This is a genomic window from Priestia megaterium, from assembly GCF_041941685.1.
GTDB lineage: Bacteria > Bacillota > Bacilli > Bacillales > Bacillaceae_H > Priestia > Priestia megaterium_C.
This window is the reverse complement of record NZ_CP130958.1, coordinates 2,097,902-2,116,922: the sequence shown is the minus strand read 5'-3', so window position 1 is coordinate 2,116,922 and position 19,021 is coordinate 2,097,902. Positions and strand designations below refer to the sequence as shown.

Genomic DNA, 19,021 nt, shown 5'->3' with positions numbered 1-19,021 from the left:
TTCCCTTAGCTATACTCAGCACGGGCGCAAACTGCTGTCCAGCAGTTTGCGCCTTTTGTACTCTTTATGAATGCCTAACGATTTGATTTGAATATGAAGGATTTGATCCATTAACAGTTTCTGTGACCTTTACAACACGCCGACATATCTCAGCTCGTACACCTCTGTGCTTCAATTGTTCGACGATTTTTTCTAACTTACTATAAGACGCTGTTTGTTTCATATCCATCCCCTCATTTCGTTAAGGTATTATTTATGAATCAAGTTTGTTTGTAATATCATACTTTTTCTTTAGCTTTTGTAACCATGTTGGATACTCTGTTTGGTATTTTTGATCAAGCAGCGTTTGCTTAATTTTTGTTTTGCTATTTTCATATGTTGCTTTTTGCGCTTCTTTTTTGCCTGTTACTTTAATAATGTGATAACCGTATTCTGTTTTAACAGGATCACTTACTTCATTTACCTTCATTGAAAATGCTTTGTTGGCAAAAGCTTCGACCATATCGTCTTTTTTGAAGTATCCAAGGTTTCCGCCATCTGATTTAGAAGCTGTATCTGTTGAATATTCTTTTGCTAGCTTCGCAAAATCTTCTCCTTTATCAAGCTTTGCCTTTACTTCTTTCGCTGTCTTTTCGTCTGCTACTAAGATATGACTAGCTTTCACCTGTGCTTCTGTAGCTAGTGAATCTTTATTTTGATTAAAGTACGATTTCATTTCACTATCTTTAATATTAATAGTCGACTCGACCATTTTTTTTGCCTCAATATTCGTCTTTAAATCTTTTTTCAGCTCTGACAATTTTACACCGCTAGATGCTAATGCTTGATTTAATGCATCTTCTCCCCCGTACTGACTTTTAAGGTTTTCTAATTCAGCATTAATTTCTTTATCGGTTACTTTAATATTTTGTTTAGCTGCTTCTTTTGAAATGACTTTTTGTTCAATCAGTGAATCAAGGACACTTGATCCTCCTTGAGCAAGAAGAGCATCGTACAGCTGATCTTTTGTGATTTTTTCATCACCAACGGTAGCAACCACCTTTGATTTATTCATTGCTACGGCACCAATAGCTACTGCAGCAATAATCACAACGGCTGCAATAATCATAATTATTTTGTTTTTAGACATCGTTAAACTCCTTTTCCATTTCTCATTACTTACCTAAACTTAAACTTTTGCGCCTTGGTAACGGTTTAAGCTCAATTAAAGGTCTTGCAATAGTAGATACGTATTTACTCGACAACAACCACGCCACTCCACAAGCTCCAATTAGAAGAATACTATATCCTTGTACACTTTCTATCCAGTCTCCAAAAGAAGATAGGCGGATATATTTAATCAGAAACCCATGTAGCAGATATACATAAAAGGTTTGAGCACCTCGAGATGTAAAGGACATCGTTTGTGTAGGGATCAAAGCTAGAAAGGAAATCGTCATTGCTAAGCTGATGCTATAAAATAGCGTACGAATGGTCATTCCCTCTAATTGATTTACACCTAAAGAGGCATAAGATTTTGAACCAAATAACCACTCTTTCTCAAAGTCCGGTGCTATATACTGGATCCATAGAGCAATAATCAGCAAAGTGCCTCCAGCTACTTTTTTGCAAGAAACAGACGTCAACTTTTTAAAATGTTCTTTTTTCATATAAAACCCTGCTAAGAAGAAGGGAAAGAACACAAAGGTTCTAGAAAGGCTTAACGTTGTTTCCAGCGGTTCACATAAGCCAATCATAATTCCTAAAAATGCCGCAACGGCTAAAGAATATTTGATTTTTGTAAAAATGAACAACATGGCGTTCCAACAAAATAAACTTAACAAAAACCATAGCGACCAAGCTGGCTGAAACACTGAAACTTCGAATGTGGATTCATCATACAGTTTATAGTCGTATACCGCATAGATAAGTTGAAAAATAATATAAGGAAGTAATACTTTCTTCGACATCTTCCACATATATCCTTTTTTTCGGTATCCCTTTGCAAAATAGCCGCTTATTAAAATAAACGCTGGCATATGAAAGGTGTAAATAAATATGTAGAGCGTTCGTAGCCACTGTTCATCATTGATGAAGGGAGTTAACAAATGGCCAAACACTACTAATACAATTAAGATAAACTTCACGTTATCAAAATACGCATCCCGCTTAGCCATTTGACCTCCTCCTTTCTTTCGCGTTCTACGGATCTGTACGACGTGCTGCTGCGAATATCTTTTCTTTACATTCCTTACTATACATAGTGAAAATGAAAAAACAGTGAAAACCTTGCTTACTTCTATTTTTAAGTAAGGCGCGGCTAAATAAGTTTGACAAATGGCTCCTCTTTCTCTACTATATAGATACGCACCCTATCCAATTCAATTTCGCTTGTTGCGGGACACTTAACCAGTACGGATGGATAGGGTGTTTTTGTATGCAAAAAAAGCAGAAGACCTAGGTCTTCTGCTTTTTATTTTGCTATAGGCTGACTTTCGTTTTTTCTGTTTCCTTTTTTATTTTTCAAATAATAAAACAAGTAACAAAAAAGGACAAACGGGATACCGCAGTATAATGCGATACGCTGACTCTCATCAAAAGCCAGTCCTACACAAGCAGCAAAGCATAAAACAAACGCTAAAATAGGTACAATAGGATATAAAGGAGCTTTGTAAACAAGCTTCGATACATCATTCCCTTCTTTAATATAGCGTCTTCTGAACATAAAGTGAGAAGCTGCAATAGCCATCCATACAGCTACAACCGCAAATCCAGAAATAGAAACTAATACTAAGTAAACAGTTGTTGGTGCAACTACGCTTGACAGCAGGGAGAGACATGCCACTCCCATGCTGATAAGCAACGAATTAAATGGAACTCCTTTAGAGGTTACTTTCCCTAACCAAGTGCTGACCATTTTTTGATCAGATAATGACCATAGCATTCTGGAACATGCATATAATCCTGCATTAGCGTTTGATAATAAAGCTGTTAAAATAACCAAGTTCATGATATCTGCTGCGTAAGGAATACCTATTTGATCGAATACCGTCACAAAAGGACTTTCTAACACTCCTGCTTGTTTCCATGAAATCAACCCAGATAGTACAAACATGGCGCCAATAAAAAAGAAGAACGTACGCCAAATGATATTTTTAATTGCGCGAGGTATGTTCTTTTCCGGATCCTCTGTTTCCCCCGCCGTAATACCAATTAATTCTGTTCCCGAAAAAGCAAAGCTAACAGAAACCATCGTAATTAATACAGGCATAAGTCCATTTGGAAATAAACCGCCCTCTCCTGTAAAATGAGAAAGCATCGGCGCTTTTTCATGACCGCTAAGAGGAATGAATCCAAACATCGCTGCTGCGCCTAAAATAATAAATACAATAATCGTTAATACTTTAATACTTGAAAACCAAAATTCTGTTTCGCCGAAAAAACGTACAGATGTTGCATTTAAACCAAATAATAAAAGGGCAAACAGCGCGCTCCATATCCAAACCGAAACGTCAGGAAACCATCTTTGCATAAGCAATCCAGACGCTGTAAACTCCGAACCGACAGATACCACCCAAGTCAGCCAGTAGAGCCAGCCAACCGCAAAACCAGTTCCTGGCCCGATAAACTTCGTAGCGTATACTTGAAATGATCCTGACACAGGCATTGCTACGCTTAGTTCCCCTAGACATATCATGACTAAATACATAATTAATCCACCGATTAAATAAGCAAGGAGTGTTCCCCCAGGACCTGCTGCATTAATTGTGTAGCCTGAATTAAGAAACAGCCCCGTACCGATAACACCGCCAAGAGAAATCATAAATAAATGACGGCTTTTCATTTTTCTTTGTAACTGATTCATAGATGTTGTATTCTCTCCCATTATGTACCTCCTTTTTATAGTAAACCCATCCAAAAACTTGGTTTATTTACATATTCTCTATAGTCTCTTCTATGCAGGAGTAGGCTCTATTTCTTCGATATGTACGAATTTTGTATATTGTATACAATATACACTTCTTAAATCTTTTTACGATTATATCATTTTTCAGATTTTTTACAACAATGAATAGTAAAAAATATTTCAATAATTCTATTTTTTATATTCTAACTAAGATTAAATGAAGTGATATGATATGATTATTTTTACACCTGTACGTTCTTTCACGCTATTTTTATACTTTTTCATCACCATGACATGAAGAGAAAGAACGGCTGATGCGATATTTATTTTAGGGGGAAACAATGAACAAGGGGCCTATGATTTATCATTCATTAAAAGATCATGTATATAACTACATAGCAAGTCAAATTCAAGACGGTACACTGCTGCCTAACGACAAAATAAATGAAGCCAGTATTTGTTCTCAGCTGAATGTCAGCCGAACGCCTGTGAGAGAAGCGCTTATTAAACTGGCTTCAGACAATCTATTAGAATACAGACCACGCAGAGGGTTTACTGTAAAGGAAATTGACACACCAAAAAAACTAGAAGTATTTGAAATCGTCGGTGCTTTAGATGGTCTTGCAGCTGCACTATCGATTGATCACTTAACGGAAGAAGATTTTACGAAGATGGATGAGCTTATTAAAAAAATCGATGTTTCGATTGAATTAGAAAATTATCAGGATTATCAAAAATATCAAACGTATTTTCATCGAGTATACTTGAACCGATGCGGTAATGTGACCTTAAAAGAACAGCTTATGTCTTTACAAGACGGATTCATCAGACAAACGTACTTTAGCAATGACAATAAAGAGCTATACGCCATTTTACATGTGATGAATGAACATCACCGCCATATTCTAAAACTTCTGAAACAGAAAAAAAAGGCGGATGTTCAGCTTTACCTTCAAAATGTCCACTGGAAAATCGAATATCCAGAAATGATTTGATCAAAAAGAACTCGAGACATAACTAAATCAATCCAGTCAACAGCTAGAAGCAACGAAATACATGAAACCTACGTTTATCATACCAATAAAAAAATCCGAACGAAGTTGATTCTCCATCAAGAATCTCAATTCATCGTTCGGATCTTCTTTCAACTAACATACTGTTGTCTCAGCCTCTTTTATTTCGCTATAGAAGAACGTTGTTTTTCTTCGGTTACGTACCAAATGAATTTCCCTGTATATCCGTAAATAATCGCCAAAATAATAGAGACAAAGCTTAGCCACATAAACGGCAGATAAGCGAATGTAGAAATCCCAAGCGTTGTAGCTAGAAATACACCGTTGTCCGTCCACGGAACCATTCCTGAAGTTAAGGTTCCCCCTACTTCTGAGTTACGGGCAAGCACTAGACGCTGTATTCTTAACTTGTCATAACTTTTCTCCATAATTTTCGGTGTTAAAATTAATGAAACATACATTGCACAACCAAATATATTCCCTAATAACCCAACGAAAATAGTAGAAGCCGTAACGTTTCCTGAATTGACAAGAATTTTTTCGAATTTAGATAGTAGGACTTCTAAGACGCCGAGCTCATCTAATAACCCGCCAAAGCCTAGTCCAAAAATAATGACAATAATGGAACCGACCATGCTTAAAATTCCGCCACGATTTAACAGCTCACTTAAAAATGTGTTGTCAGTATTAATTTTAAACCCTTCATAAGCCGTATTAAATGCGCTCGCCACATCCATATGTTGAAAGACAACTGCCCATATAATTCCTAATAATGAGCCAATCGCAATTGCTGGAAGAGAAGGTTTCTTGAATGCTAAAAGGACAATGACAGCCAAAGCCGGAATCAGCATCCACCCGCTGATATGGAATGTATCCAACAGCGAAGATTTTAATCCTTCTACCCGTCCAGCATCAAAATCTTTTCCTCCATACATAAACCCTGTTACCGTAAATAATACTGCCGTAATGAGGTAAGCAGGAATATCCAACACTAACATTGCTTTTACGTGATCAATAACGTTCACTCGAGCCATTGACGCAGATAAAATGGTACTGTCAGAAAGAGGAGAAAGCTTGTCTCCAAAATAAGCTCCTGAAATCACAGCTCCAGCTACTAAAGGAAGCGGCATGCCTAAGCCTTGTCCGATTCCCATCATCGCGATTCCGGCTGTACCAACCGTTCCCCAAGATGTTCCTGTTGAAATCGAGGTAATAGAGCAAATGATAAGTGTAGCAAGTAAAAAGAATGTTGGATTAATAAACTCTAATCCAAAATAAATAAGAGAAGGAACAACTCCTCCGGCAATCCATGTTCCAATTAACGTACCGACAGCTAATAAAATTAAAATAGCTTCTAAGCCGTTTGATATTCCTCTTGTAATGGCCCCTTGCAGATGATTATACGTATACCCAAGTCGTACTCCTAGCGCCATAACAATAAACCATGAAATAAATAAAGCGAGCTGAATAGGTAAATCAAATACAGTTGCAAATGAAATAACAACTGCTAAAAATAAAGCAAGCACAATCATTATTTCCCACATAGATGGTAAACGGGTTGTGTTCAAACTAGCTCCTCCTAAACTGGTATGTAGATTCTGGAATGTGGTATCGTTTAAGAGTAAAACATCCTTATTCTATTCTTTAATTGTTCCTCTTACTGCTTGAACCTATGTACTTCTTTGAATGCTTAAACAATAAACTGCATCTTTTTAAGAACATAAAATAAGGATACTCGTGTAAACAATAAGCCATTTTTCTTTTATCCAGTGGTCATAATACCACAAGAACGTGCTTTCTTACAAGACTAGTTATAAAGCGCTTTCTGGTTATTTATACATTTTAATACATAAATATATTTTTATTTATTTCATTCAACGAAAAGAGGTAAGTAACGTGAAAGAATATGCAACATTTGCGGGAGGATGCTTTTGGTGCATGGTCGCTCCTTTTGATCAGCTTCCAGGAATCAGCAGTATCCGCTCGGGCTACGCTAAAGATGAACAAATCACTTCTGAAGCTAAACAGGAAAGCGAATACGTAGAAGCAGTACAAATTGTATGGGATCCTTCTCATATTACGTTTGAAGAACTGCTTAACCTGTATTGGCAGCAAATTGACCCTACGGATTCCGGCGGACAGTTTTCAGACCGCGGACCGTCATATCGAGCCATTATTTTTTATCACAACGAAAAACAAAAAGAAGCGGCTTTTGATTCTAAAAAAAAGCTAGCCCAAAGCGGACGCTTTAAGCATCCTATCGTCACACCTATTTTACCTTTTTCTTTTTTTATGAAGCAAAAGAGCAACAGCAGGATTATTATCGAAAAAACGCATTTCACTATAAATTATACAAAGAAGGCTCGGGGCGAACTGATTTTCTGACACAGCATTGGCCAAAGGACCGCTCCTATCTAAAAAAGGTCCTAACGCCCATGCAATATTTTGTTACGCAGGAAAACGGAACCGAACCTCCTTTTACAAATTTATATTGGAATAACAAAAAACAAGGAATTTACGTTGATCTTCTAACGGGAGAAGCACTGTTTAAAACGTCAGATCAACTCCCTTCCCATACAGGGTGGCCTGTTTTTAAACGCCCTATTTTATACGGAAATATAAAAAAGGTTCCGATGCAGCATGAAACAGCACTAAAAAGCAAAGAAGGAAATAACTATTTGGGTTTACTATTAACCGAAGAAAACAGCGAATACTATCAAGTAAATTCCGCCGCTTTGCGCTTCATTCCAAAAGAGAAGCTTAAAGAAGAAGGGTATGAAGACTTTTTAATTTTGTTTTGATACTTATACTTTTTTAAAAGGATAAAAATAAGCCGTGACTTGATTTGCATATTGCACAATTAAATCGCGATTGTCCGCCGGACGCAAAAAAGGCTGAGTAATAGAATCATCTCTTATTTCACACTCGCCTTTTTGCAGCTCCCAAGGATCATGATAAAGGTCTCCTCTGTAGACATTTCCTTGATGAGTGGTAAATAAGCAGTAGCGCTCTGTAAGCCAATGAGCTAATTCTCCTTTTCTACTACGATAGGACGGAGAAGTACCTCTATATGTAAGCTTTACTCGCTCTTTTTGTGAGTCTCTGTGCGTTCGAACTGACTGAAAAGAAATATGGTTCTGAGTTTTGTTGAATGTCATAGCAGCGTGGTAATAAGGTAAATGAAAAAACTGACGAGCAATCCATACCCCTAGCGGATTGCTTGCGTCTAAACTAAAAAAATAAACGCCTTTTTCCCCTTTATATGTAACATATGTACGCAAATTCAGCTCATATAGCCGTGAAAAGATGGGAACTGGGGGCGTTCCTTTAAATCGAATGTCTGTCATCGTAAAAGGCACAAGTGCAATCCATCCTTGACCATCATAGGTGTCAGGCTCTAACTGACTAGGCAATAAAGAAGCCAAAAATGCCGGATCTACAGGCCAATGAATAAACAGTAAATCTTTCCACGTTTGTTTCATTATCCAATTATTTTTCACTTCTTGGTCCCTCCTTTTTCTAGCTGTTCTTTCCCATTAATTCAGCGGCTGCCGATTTCCCTGACAAATATGCGCTCTCTAACCGTGAGTGATTTGTCTCGTCTTCCCTTCTTAAAAAAGCATCTCCTGCCACCAGTAGCGACGGCATAATTTTAGCAAAGGGCTGATGAAGAACTTGTTCAACCTCTGCATAGCGCCATTTCTTTAACTGAATGCTTTTAATATGATTTGCACCTATCCATTCTTTTATTTCATTTTTTATCGCCCGCAGCAACTCATGTTCATGTTCATCAAAATGTTTTTCTGACCAGTCTTTATTCATATATATGCTAAGAACGGGCGTCTTTGATATTCCTTTTTGCTCATGATTAACGATTCTTTGGATTGTGCTAGATGGATTCGTGATTTGACCATGATCACCATACAGCATCTCTGTGTAAAGCTCCACGATAGCAACCAAGCAGGGACTAAATTTCAGTGTATTAAGAATTGATTGGTCCGCTTGCAGCTTACTATTATTAAGTACCTCAATAACCTGAGGCGACGGAGGTGTAAGAATGATATCAGTCGCTTCAAAAATCTCATTTTCTTCTGTATACAGCTGATACCTTCCGTTTTGAAAATCAATGGCTTGAACTTTTCGATTCACGTATATGCGTAGATCTTCAGCTAAATATTTAGCTAGCGCATTCATGCCATTCATACTTTGATACCGAGGGTGATGGTCACCAAACCACTTCTTAACCTTTGTATCAGCTATCCATTTATTTACGTCTTGTTGAAATTCATCGGATCTCACTGTAAAAAATTGAGCTCCGTGATCTGCTTTTCCATCCCCTACTCTTCGGGTAGCCATTCGTCCCCCTACACTTTTACCCTTATCAAGAAGAAAGACCTCTATTCCTTCTTTTTGTAATTCAGCCGCTGCTGTAAGGCCCGTCATTCCAGCACCTACTATTCCTACTCGTCTCATTTTTTCCTCCTTATTTAACGCATTTACTTACAGTATAAAAAAAGCGGAATGATTGAGCTAATTTAAACTGTCTTTTTCATTTAACTGCGTTTCTGCTTGTCTCAAAAAAATAGTCTACGATTCCATTCAGCTGAGTATACTTGTTGTATACAAATATATCTTTACCTACTAGCACGTCTATAGATAGGAGGACTGTCACATGATGCTCTATGATATTAAGCACAAAGTATATTACGAAGTATTTAATACAGCTCGCCCTAAAATGAAGGACGCTCACCAAGGACGAAGCTGGGGATATGTTTATAAAAATCTCAATGGACAACCTACAAAGTTTTGGATTGATTTTACGCACGGACGTTTTATGTACTTTCAAGTTGAAGACAAGTGGTATCGCGTGCAATATTTGCAGTCCAACGATAAGAAAAAAACAGCGGATGTCTTTAAAGGTGCTCTCATTGACTTGATTTTAGATGGAATGGATCTCAAGTTAGTACGAGGAAACTTTGAAAAGAGAAGACTCTTAGCTTTATAACACATAGAAAAACAGCCGTAAAAGCAGGACTGCTTTTACGGCTGTTTAATTGTACGAGGAGTAATCAATATTTCAACCCTTCTATTTTTCGCTTGCCCCTCTGCTGTATTGTTAGATGTCACCGGTTTGAACTCTCCAAATCCTTTTGCACTGAACATGCTTGGATTAGCTTATCGTTTTTTAAGATAACTTTCATAAAGTTAACTGCTCTCATCACGCTTAACTCCCAGTTGGATTCAAAACCAGCGTTGCGAATAGGTACGTTATCGGTGTGACCGCTAATAATAATATTACGAGGAGGATCAATCACCAAAAGCTCTGAAATATCATTTGCGATTTTTGTATCTTCACTCCGAACTTGTGCTCTTCCCGAATCAAACAATACATTGTCTCGAATGGAAATTAAGAGACCTTCCTCGGTTAGCGAAGTCTGTAATTGATTTGTTAAGTTTTTCTTTTGAATATACGCATTAATTTTAGATTGAATTTGCTGAAGCTCTTCTTGATCAGCTTCTCGAATGGTTTGCTCCTTTTGTTCGCTCGTTAACGATTGTGAAGAAGCAGGAGACTGATTGGGGGCTGTCTCCACTTCATTTGTTTTTTCCGTACTTTTAGCTGCAGGAGTATTTGAAGGCTGAACCGCTTCTTCAGATTCCTGCAGAGCTTGAAATTCCATCACGCCCGTTCCTCCAACGAACGCTTCATTAAATGCGCGAGAAAGGTTCTTAAATTTTTGCGCATCCACTGAGCTCATTGCAAACAATACAATGAATAAAGCAAGTAAAAGTGTAAGCAAATCTGAGTAAGGAAGCAGCCAGCTTTCGTCAACATGGTCCTCTTCATGCTTTCGTTTTCTGCGTCTACTCATTTATGCCCACTTCACTTTCTTGAAGAAGCTTTTTACGTTCCGCTGTTGGCAAATAAGAAGCCAGCTTTTGCTCAATTACTTTTGGTGTTTCTCCTTCTAGGAGTGAAAGCACTCCTTCGATCATCATATACTTTACCTTTACTTCATATTTCGATTTACGCTTTAGTTTATTTGCAAACGGATGCCATAGTACATACCCAGTAAAAATACCAAGAAGCGTAGCAACAAACGCCGCGCTGATCGCATGTCCTAGCGTATCTGTATCTTCCATGTTCCCAAGCGCAGCAATTAACCCTATAACAGCTCCAAGTACACCCAGAGTTGGAGCATATGTACCTGCTAAAGCGAAAATACTTGCACCCGTTTGATGTCTTTCTTCCATAGCATCAATTTCTTCAGACAACACGTCTCGTATATAATCCGCACTTTGACCATCAATAGCTAAATTCAAACCATTTTTTAAGAAAGGGTCATCTACATCAATAATTTGGGCTTCAAGTGATAGTAACCCTTCTTTTCGAACAACTTGTCCCCATTCAGAAAACATGGATACTAAATCAACGGGCTGCAGCATTTTTTGTTCTTTAAACAGGACACCAAACAGTTTTGGGACTCTTTTGATTTCATTTGAAGGAAATGCAATCACTACTGCTCCGACGGTTCCGACAATAATAATTAAAATAGCAGCCGGATTTCCCAACACAGATGGATTAACCCCTTTGAAAAACATACCTACAATAAGAGAGGCTATTCCTAAAATCAGTCCAATAAAAGATGTTTTATCCATATGTAATTCTCCTATCCTTAACTTCCTGTTCTTTCTTTTTGTGTATTTTATCCTCATCTTTTATTTCGACTATTTCATAGAATTTTTAAGCCTTTTATGAATCATATTTACAATTACAGCTTTTCTCTATTATAAAAACACTTTTTTCAACTTTTCATACAGAATATCTGAAGGTCCAGCTATAATCGCTACAATTTGATTTTCCACATAAATAGCAGCCGTCATCTTATTATCAATATCAGCTAAAATTGCAAATCCGACGTTAATGTTCAACTTTATTCACCTCTGTCACGTTCTTGTTTATTCAACATATAAAAAGAACAGTCTTACCATTTATTTTTCCGTGTTTTATTGACATTTGTAAATTTTATATTAAGATTATGTAAATGAGTTGACAAAATGGAGGTGATATTATGCTACTAGAAAAATACTGTAAAGACACTGATTTAATGATTATCCAGTTTACAATCGAACTAACAAAAGACATTCACGCTAAAATCTCCGCACGTACTTTATTTTATGAAGAACAGGTGATACGTTATGCTGAAAAAAGAATACGTTCTTTCTTACATCCTCTTTCCCTTAAACATACGCTAAAATTTGTCTATCAATCTGAAATACTGCAAACCATTCGATTCAAATTAAAACCAACTTTTGAGCAGCAGCATGTATTGCGCTGTATTTCATCTTAAAAAGGAGTTCCCTTTAGCGGAAACTCCTTTTTGATTTGATTCTACGATATAGACGATATGCTTTTCTGATAACGTTTAAAAGCGGATACGGCAAGCGGATGTGGTATTTATCAATAAACGGATAAAAGGTGTAATAAGCTTTTACAAGGTCTGTCCATTTTTTATCAATACCTTCTTTATAAAAGTCAGAGATATCCACCACATACCCTCTTCCATCTTTCATCATGACATTTTTACCATGCACATCATACGGGTTTAAACCTTGGCTTCTTGCATAGTCCAAAGCTGTGTTCACATCTTTTATGACTTGTTCTGGAATCTTTATGCCCCGCTGGGCGGCATCATACAAGGTAACGCCTGTAAGTCTTTTTAAAATCAAGTACGTCTTTCCCTCATGAAAAATTTGAGAATAAGCTGGGTGAACGCCCAGCTTTCTATACACTTGCGCTTCTTTTTTTACACCATAAATTTCTCTTCCGTATACTTTCACGACAAATTCAGGATAATTTTCGTGCGTAAACACACCGGCATAGTTTCCTTTACCAATAAGTACCCACTCTTTTGTTTTGTTCGTAACTTCAACTGGATCATAGTCACTTTCACTTTGAATCGTAACTTGCGTTAGTAATGATGTTTCAACTAGCGACACCAACTGCTTAATTGTTTTATCCATAGTCCCCTCTAAAAATCCTTCAGTAATCTCTATCAAATATTACCCTATGATAAATCTCAATGCAGGATGTGTCAATAAATTGACAGCCTGATATAAAGAGGAAAAGTATTCCCGTTCATTCAAGACTGCGTGTGAACTTTGTGAACATTCACATTCAGTTCTTCTTTCATATTCAGCATTACGCCCGCCATCGGAGCAATAGATTCGGGCTTAGTCAGCTGAAATAAAAAGCGCTTTGTCATTTCTGACAGAAAAATGGTTACTATTTCAGTGATATAGTCCATGCCCCTTTCCGCTTGATGCTCAATCCCAAGCGGCATATACATATAGCTTGGGACATCAATGGACCCTCCTTTCTCAAAACGGTCAGGTAAAAATTCACTTGGCTCTAAAAAATAATCTTCATGGCGATGCATCATATAAGGGCTAATTAACATAATCTCCCCTTTTTTAATACTGTAGCCATCTATTTGTATATCTTCACGTGCTTGACGCCCAAATAGCCAAAGAGGCGGATATAACCTCATGCTTTCAGCAATTATTTTGCGCATATAGATCAGATTTTTGGTTGAAAGTGATTCGCCGCTAGCATAGGCTTGAATTTCTTTATGCAGCTGAAGGTGCTCCCTAGTATTTTGAGACAGTAAATGAATAGACCAGCTGCATACGTGCGTAATCATTTCATACATCGAAAGGAATATAGAATTTAGCTGTTCGTATATTTCTCTTTCATCGCTGTCTTCTCCGTAAGAATTCAATATATACTGCAGTAAATCATTTCCTTCGGTTTTGTTTTGAACACGCATTTGAACGCGTTCAAAAAGGAGTTGTTCTAGCTGCTCATCTGAGTCAGGCTGGTGCAAAGGTAGACGAATATAAATTTTGCCTAACTTTTCTTTTTTTCTCATAAGCGCTTGAACATAGTGAATTTTATCTTTATCCTGAATCGAAATGCCAAATACCAGTTGAAGGAGTACAGCTACGACTATCTGTCTTATGTCTTTTACTATCGTTCGAAGCTGCCCTTCTTCCCACTTTTCCGTATGCTTTTCAATTATTTTTGCGATTGCTTCTTTATTATAAGTTAGATGTTGTTTTAGTTGTGAGGGTTGAATGGGGCTCATATATAATGCTTCATCTGTCCATAACATTTCTTCACCTAGCAGCGTTTTAAACATATGCGTTAGTTTAATTTTTTGAAATGCCTTGCTGTTTGTAATGACTACATCTTTAATAAGTTGAGGGTCTCTCGTTACATAAAAGCGTTTGTGCGCAACTCTAAATGTTGCAATTTCTCCATACTGAGTCAAGTTTTCCAAAAAACCCAGGGGGTTTTCTCTAAACTTTTGCAGGTGACCGGTAAGCTTATACGACGAGGGGCCCTGTATAACCGGCAATGTTATCACTCCTTTTCTAAAAATGCGGGACTTAAACAAATAAAAGAGTAGTCCACTAAAGACTACTCTTTTTCACACAAAGATATGCTATTGATTTTCACAAAAAATCTTACTTATTATTCCATATTGATCCATACGCTTTTCACTTCAGTGTAGTTATCAAGCGCATAGCTTCCCATTTCACGACCAATTCCCGACTGTTTATAGCCTCCAAACGGGCTTGCTGCATCAAATACGTTGTAACAGTTCACCCAAACTGTACCTGCTTTAATACCATGAGCAATATAGTGTGCTTTCTTTAAATCCTGTGTCCAGACGCCCGCTGCTAGACCATATGCTGTATCATTTGCTTTGGCAATCAAATCATCAAGATCGTCAAACGGCATAGCAGCTACAACCGGACCGAAGATTTCTTCACGAGCAATCGTCATCGAATGATCGACATCTGCAAAGATAGTCGGTTCTACGAAATAGCCTTGATCAAATGGAATGTTTCCTCCTGCGAGTACTTCCGCTCCTTCTTCAATTCCTTTATCAATATAGGTTTTCACTCGTTTTTGCTGCTGCGCAGATACAAGCGGACCCATTGTTGTCTCATCTGCTAATCCATTTCCTTGTTTAATAGATTTCGTTTGAGAAACTAAATCGGCTACGACATTATCATATAAGCTTTTTTGGACATACAGACGACTTCCAGCACAACATACTTGTCCTTGATTAAACATAATACCTGAAAGCGCACCAGGAACTGCTTTTGTTAAGTCTGCATCCGGGAGGATAATGTTTGGTGATTTACCTCCAAGCTCTAACGTCACACGCTTTAAGGAGTCGCTAGCTTGCTTCATAATTGCTTTTCCGACAGCAGTGGATCCCGTAAAAGCAATTTTATCGACAAGATCATGATGAACGAGCGGTTCACCTGCTGTTTTCCCGTAGCCTGGCACAATGTTTAATACGCCTTTTGGGAACCCTGCTTCATCGGCTAGTCGAGCTAAGTAAAGTGCAGAAAGAGGCGTTTGCTCTGCTGGCTTGAGCACAATTGTACATCCAGTTGCCAAAGCGGCTCCGAGCTTCCAAGCGGCCATTAAAAGCGGGAAGTTCCATGGAATAATTTGGCCAACAACTCCTACTGGTTCATATCTTGTATAGTTAAAATACGCTCCTTGCACAGGAATAGTTTGTCCAACCATTTTAGTTGACCACCCAGCAAAGTAGCGGAAATGTTCGATTGCTAATGGAATGTCTGCATTTGATGTTTCACGAATTGGTTTTCCGTTATCAAGCGTTTCAAGCTGCGCAAGTTCCAATTGATGTGTTTCCATTAAATCAGCTAATTTATAAATAAGTCGGCTTCTTTCAGCTGCTGACATCTTTGTCCAAGGTCCATGATCAAAGGCTTCTCTAGCCGCTCTGACGGCACGATCAATATCCTCTGGATTTGCTTCAGCTACATCTGCCAACTTTTCACCCGTTGCTGGATTTACTGTTTCAAATGTTTTTCCTGAAATAGAGTCTACCCACTCGCCGTTAATGTATAGTTGTTTAACTCCTTTTAAAAACTCCACTACTTTCGGACTCATTTCAACTTTTTTCGCTCCAAGATTTTGCATCAAATACATACCTCCCCACGAATTTTGAAAATGCTAACAATGAATATTTTACCATGTTATCTAGTAAAATCAACAATTTTGCATACAATATTCTGAATTTTTCTACATGCATTCTAGCTATCTAAAACTTATCTTACTAGTACAAATGTCGAAAGAGGCGAAACGTTTACTGTATTTCCTTTCACCGTACGAAGCGTTTTTGTTCCTGCCTGCTCGCCGTCAACAAGTAATCTCCATGTTCTGTTAGAAGGCAGATGAACCGTTTGAGCTTGTTTATTTGCATTATGAATCACCATTATTTCGTTTGCTTTATCTTTATTGGCTTTAGCATTTAACGTATAACCTACTACGTTTGCTGGTGCATCAACAAAGCGTAAATTTTGATGAATAGCCTGTGCACTTGTCATTCTAAATGAGGAATATTGCTTTCGAAGCGCAATAAGTCCCTTCATGTAATCTACTTCTTGGCTAAAAGCTGCTCGGCGTTTCCAATCTAGCTGATTGACAGAATCGGGTGACTGATAGCTATTATGATCTCCGCCTTTTGTTCTCATAAACTCTTGACCTGCATGTATAAAGTTCATTCCTTGAGATGTTAAAATAATAGAAGAAGCAAGCTTATGCATCTGCTTTCTCGTTTGCTCAGTGTCAGCAGGGGTCGTCAGCTGAAGCTTATCCCATAACGTATGGTTATCGTGTGCTTCTACATACGTCACAACTTGATCTGGATCTTCATACGTGGCAGTTGAACGATCATAATCTATTCCAGCTGCTATACTTTGCTGTATGAGCTTTTCTTGACCCTGTTTTCCATTAACAAATCCGTTGTCACGATCAAAAAACACGCTGCCTTTAAGACCATCTCGCATACCGTCATTAAAGTGAGCGATGCGCTTCATATCCTGAGCGTTTTTCTGATTAGCTTTTAGCTTAGCATCAAGCTCGGTTCCTAGATCCCAGCCCTCTCCTAAGACGATAATAGAAGGATCAATTTCATCTAACTTCTTTCTCACTTCATTCATTGTCTTTGTATCGTGAATCCCCATTAAATCAAATCGAAACCCGTCAATGTGGTACTCTTTTGCCCAATACGCAACAGAATCTACAATAAACTTCCGAACCATCTTCCGTTCAGACGCCGTGTCGTTTCCAACACCTGTTCCGTTGGATAGAGTTCCATCTTCTTTATAACGGAAGTAGTAGCCTGGAACTAATTTATCAAAGCTATGCTCACTCACTGCATACACATGATTATAAACAACGTCCATTACCATACGAAGCTGCTTGTCATGAAGCGTTTGAATCATTTGTTTAAGCTCAATAATTCTCGTCTTAGGATTATATGGGTTTGTTGAATAGGAACCTTCTGGGACGTTGTAATTTTTTGGATCATACCCCCAGTTAAACTGCGGCTCGTTTAATTTCGTTTCATCCACCGTACGATAATCGTAAATAGGCAGGAACTGAACGTGCGTCACACCTAAATCTTTAATATGACTGAGTCCTGTTTTTACTCCATTTGGTCCTTTCGTATTCCACTCCGCTACGCCTAAATATTTTCCTTTATTTTTGATACCGCTCTCTTTTTGAGACGATAAATCTCGTACGTGCAGTTCATAGATAATCGCATCTTCTGGATTTTTAAATTTCGGCTTATTTGTACTCCACTTTCTCGGATTTGTCTTAGCCAAATCTACGACAACTCCGCGATCTCCATTCACCGTTGTTGCTCGTACATATGGATCAACCGCTTCGCTCCAGCTGTTCCCAATTTTTACTTTGTACGTATAAATTAGTTCATCTTGATTTCCTTTTAACTCCGCTTTCCACGTTCCTTTTTCACTTTTGGTCATAGAAATTTCTTTTACAGCTTTGGAGTTCCATGACGAATAAGTCACTAGCTTGGCTGCACTTGCGGTTGGAGCCCATACGCAAAAATTCGTTTGTTTCTTAGAATACGTGTTTCCTAAATCGTTTCCGCTATATGCATACTTTTCGTCAAATTCTTTCGTGCGAACGACATTTCCATTGACTACATCAGCTGAGCCGTAGCCTTTTTGCTTAACTCTATACGTTTTTGTAACATCCAAAGGCTGTTTTGTTATGATTTTAACTTTAGTAGTAGCAGCGTCTCCTCCCTCTTTATAAGGTATCACTTTCTCAATTTGAGCTCCGTCAATTTCAATGTCTCCTACACTCTTAGAAGAATCAAACGGCACGTTTGTTTCTAAGGTGATTTGATTAAATGTGTCCATAGTCGCTTTCGTGATTTTCCGAGTGATATCTACTCCAGCTCTATCATAATAAATTCGATTTTGTCCTTGAACAATCCATACTTCTACATTCCCATCTTTACCAACCTTGGTAATAAAGCGGTCTCCTCCGTCTTTATTTTCCCAATCGCTGTCACTAGTAGAATGGCGTACAATAAAACCAATTTTGTCAAATAAATTACCGCTTCCACTATTAATGACGTAAGTCGCTCTCTTCCCAAAATTCGTGTCTTCCGTAAATTCGATTTGCCTGCCTTCTTTTTCATCACCTGGCCATGTCCAAATGTTCCACCCGCTGTAATCTCCGTCGTACCGATGATAATTTAAGGTAACGTTTACTTTATCAAACTTCGGTAAATCTCTGTATTCACCGTCAGGAGGAGACGTATATGTATGTTCATCTCCACTTTTCACCCATACTTCTCCTTCACCGTTCTCCACTGAAACGAAGCGGTCTCCTCCATCTTTTTCCCACGACTCTGTTCGAACAATAAAACCTACTTTGTCATAAGTACCGGGTAATTCAACTTCCGCTACTTTTCCAAATTGATCTTCCCTTGTAAATGCGTAAGGCTTCCCTTCTCCTCCTTCAGGAAAAACCCATAATCCCCATTCCTTTGTATCATTTGGAGCAGGCTGATAGTGAATCGTGATTTTTGTTGCATCTGCTGCATATGCAAACGATTGCATAAACGGGCTAAAAAAAGAGCTTACTAGTAAGAGTAAAGCCGTCAGTACCATTGCATATTTAATCCAACTACGTTTCAATTAAAACCCTCCTGTAAAATAGAGTACGTACACATTTTTCACTATAACC

Annotated in this window: 15 protein-coding genes and 2 pseudogenes; 4 read left to right on the top strand and 13 right to left on the bottom strand. The window is 38.0% G+C overall.

Features of this window, described 5'->3' with window-relative positions:
* Nucleotides 1-253: 253 nt before the first annotated feature.
* From Q5794_RS10875 to Q5794_RS10865, 3 genes are all read right to left on the bottom strand, one after another.
* Entirely contained in the window at nucleotides 254-1,129 is an 876-nt protein-coding gene (locus Q5794_RS10875) for a peptidylprolyl isomerase (RefSeq protein ID WP_374989085.1), read from the bottom strand.
* Nucleotides 1,130-1,154: 25 nt separating this feature from the next.
* Nucleotides 1,155-2,156 carry an acyltransferase family protein gene (locus Q5794_RS10870; protein ID WP_215054660.1) on the bottom strand — a complete coding sequence of 334 codons (1,002 nt, stop codon included), beginning with the start codon at nucleotides 2,154-2,156 and terminating at the stop codon, nucleotides 1,155-1,157.
* Nucleotides 2,157-2,452: 296 nt separating this feature from the next.
* Nucleotides 2,453-3,865 (bottom strand): amino acid permease, encoded by a 1,413-nt coding sequence (locus Q5794_RS10865; RefSeq protein WP_025752074.1) that lies wholly within the window; start codon nucleotides 3,863-3,865, stop codon nucleotides 2,453-2,455.
* A gap of 362 nt (nucleotides 3,866-4,227) precedes the next feature.
* On the opposite strand from Q5794_RS10865, the gene Q5794_RS10860 reads away from it, so the two are divergent.
* Entirely contained in the window at nucleotides 4,228-4,881 is a 654-nt protein-coding gene (locus Q5794_RS10860; protein WP_192997245.1) for a GntR family transcriptional regulator, read from the top strand.
* Nucleotides 4,882-5,060: 179 nt separating this feature from the next.
* On the opposite strand, the gene nhaC is transcribed toward Q5794_RS10860, so the two are convergent.
* Nucleotides 5,061-6,467 carry a Na+/H+ antiporter NhaC gene (gene nhaC / locus Q5794_RS10855; RefSeq protein WP_192997244.1) on the bottom strand — a complete coding sequence of 469 codons (1,407 nt, stop codon included), beginning with the start codon at nucleotides 6,465-6,467 and terminating at the stop codon, nucleotides 5,061-5,063.
* A gap of 370 nt (nucleotides 6,468-6,837) precedes the next feature.
* On the opposite strand from nhaC, the pseudogene msrA reads away from it, so the two are divergent.
* Nucleotides 6,838-7,700, top strand: a pseudogene (msrA, locus tag Q5794_RS10850) (peptide-methionine (S)-S-oxide reductase MsrA).
* A 3-nt stretch (nucleotides 7,701-7,703) separates the two neighbouring features.
* On the opposite strand, the gene Q5794_RS10845 reads toward msrA, so the two are convergent.
* Nucleotides 7,704-8,399, bottom strand: coding sequence for a YqjF family protein (locus Q5794_RS10845; RefSeq protein WP_192997242.1), 696 nt, complete (start codon nucleotides 8,397-8,399; stop codon nucleotides 7,704-7,706).
* Nucleotides 8,400-8,418: 19 nt separating this feature from the next.
* Entirely contained in the window at nucleotides 8,419-9,372 is a 954-nt protein-coding gene (locus tag Q5794_RS10840; RefSeq protein WP_214987160.1) for an NAD(P)/FAD-dependent oxidoreductase, read from the bottom strand.
* Nucleotides 9,373-9,571: 199 nt separating this feature from the next.
* On the opposite strand from Q5794_RS10840, the gene Q5794_RS10835 reads away from it, so the two are divergent.
* Entirely contained in the window at nucleotides 9,572-9,904 is a 333-nt protein-coding gene (locus Q5794_RS10835) for a hypothetical protein (protein WP_013056747.1), read from the top strand.
* Between the two features lie 35 nt (nucleotides 9,905-9,939).
* On the opposite strand, the pseudogene Q5794_RS10830 reads toward Q5794_RS10835, so the two are convergent.
* The 3 genes and pseudogenes from Q5794_RS10830 to Q5794_RS10820 form a co-directional block, all read right to left on the bottom strand.
* Nucleotides 9,940-10,772: pseudogene (locus Q5794_RS10830) on the bottom strand (flagellar motor protein MotB).
* Nucleotides 10,765-11,559 (bottom strand): flagellar motor stator protein MotA, encoded by a 795-nt coding sequence (gene motA / locus Q5794_RS10825; RefSeq protein WP_214987161.1) that lies wholly within the window; start codon nucleotides 11,557-11,559, stop codon nucleotides 10,765-10,767. Before motA ends, Q5794_RS10830 begins: the two are co-directional and overlap by 8 nt.
* Nucleotides 11,560-11,688: 129 nt before the next feature.
* Nucleotides 11,689-11,832 (bottom strand): hypothetical protein, encoded by a 144-nt coding sequence (locus Q5794_RS10820; protein WP_014460421.1) that lies wholly within the window; start codon nucleotides 11,830-11,832, stop codon nucleotides 11,689-11,691.
* Nucleotides 11,833-11,972: 140 nt separating this feature from the next.
* Between Q5794_RS10820 and Q5794_RS10815 the strand changes: the two genes are divergently transcribed.
* Nucleotides 11,973-12,251: a hypothetical protein gene (locus tag Q5794_RS10815; protein ID WP_214987162.1), complete on the top strand. Its 279-nt coding sequence runs from the start codon at nucleotides 11,973-11,975 to the stop codon at nucleotides 12,249-12,251.
* 13 nt (nucleotides 12,252-12,264) lie between these two features.
* Here the strand turns inward: Q5794_RS10815 and Q5794_RS10810 are convergent, their stop codons facing one another.
* The 4 genes from Q5794_RS10810 to pulA form a co-directional block, all read right to left on the bottom strand.
* On the bottom strand, nucleotides 12,265-12,924 hold the full coding sequence (locus tag Q5794_RS10810) for a serine/threonine protein kinase (RefSeq protein WP_214987163.1): 660 nt from the start codon (nucleotides 12,922-12,924) through the stop codon (nucleotides 12,265-12,267).
* Between the two features lie 119 nt (nucleotides 12,925-13,043).
* Complete coding sequence (locus tag Q5794_RS10805) at nucleotides 13,044-14,330, bottom strand: cytochrome P450 (protein WP_192997409.1); 1,287 nt, start codon at nucleotides 14,328-14,330, stop codon at nucleotides 13,044-13,046.
* Between the two features lie 107 nt (nucleotides 14,331-14,437).
* Nucleotides 14,438-15,931 carry an aldehyde dehydrogenase family protein gene (locus tag Q5794_RS10800; protein ID WP_098333295.1) on the bottom strand — a complete coding sequence of 498 codons (1,494 nt, stop codon included), beginning with the start codon at nucleotides 15,929-15,931 and terminating at the stop codon, nucleotides 14,438-14,440.
* 128 nt (nucleotides 15,932-16,059) lie between these two features.
* Nucleotides 16,060-18,945 (bottom strand): type I pullulanase, encoded by a 2,886-nt coding sequence (gene pulA, locus Q5794_RS10795; RefSeq protein ID WP_374989212.1) that lies wholly within the window; start codon nucleotides 18,943-18,945, stop codon nucleotides 16,060-16,062.
* Between the last annotated feature and the right edge of the window lie 76 nt (nucleotides 18,946-19,021).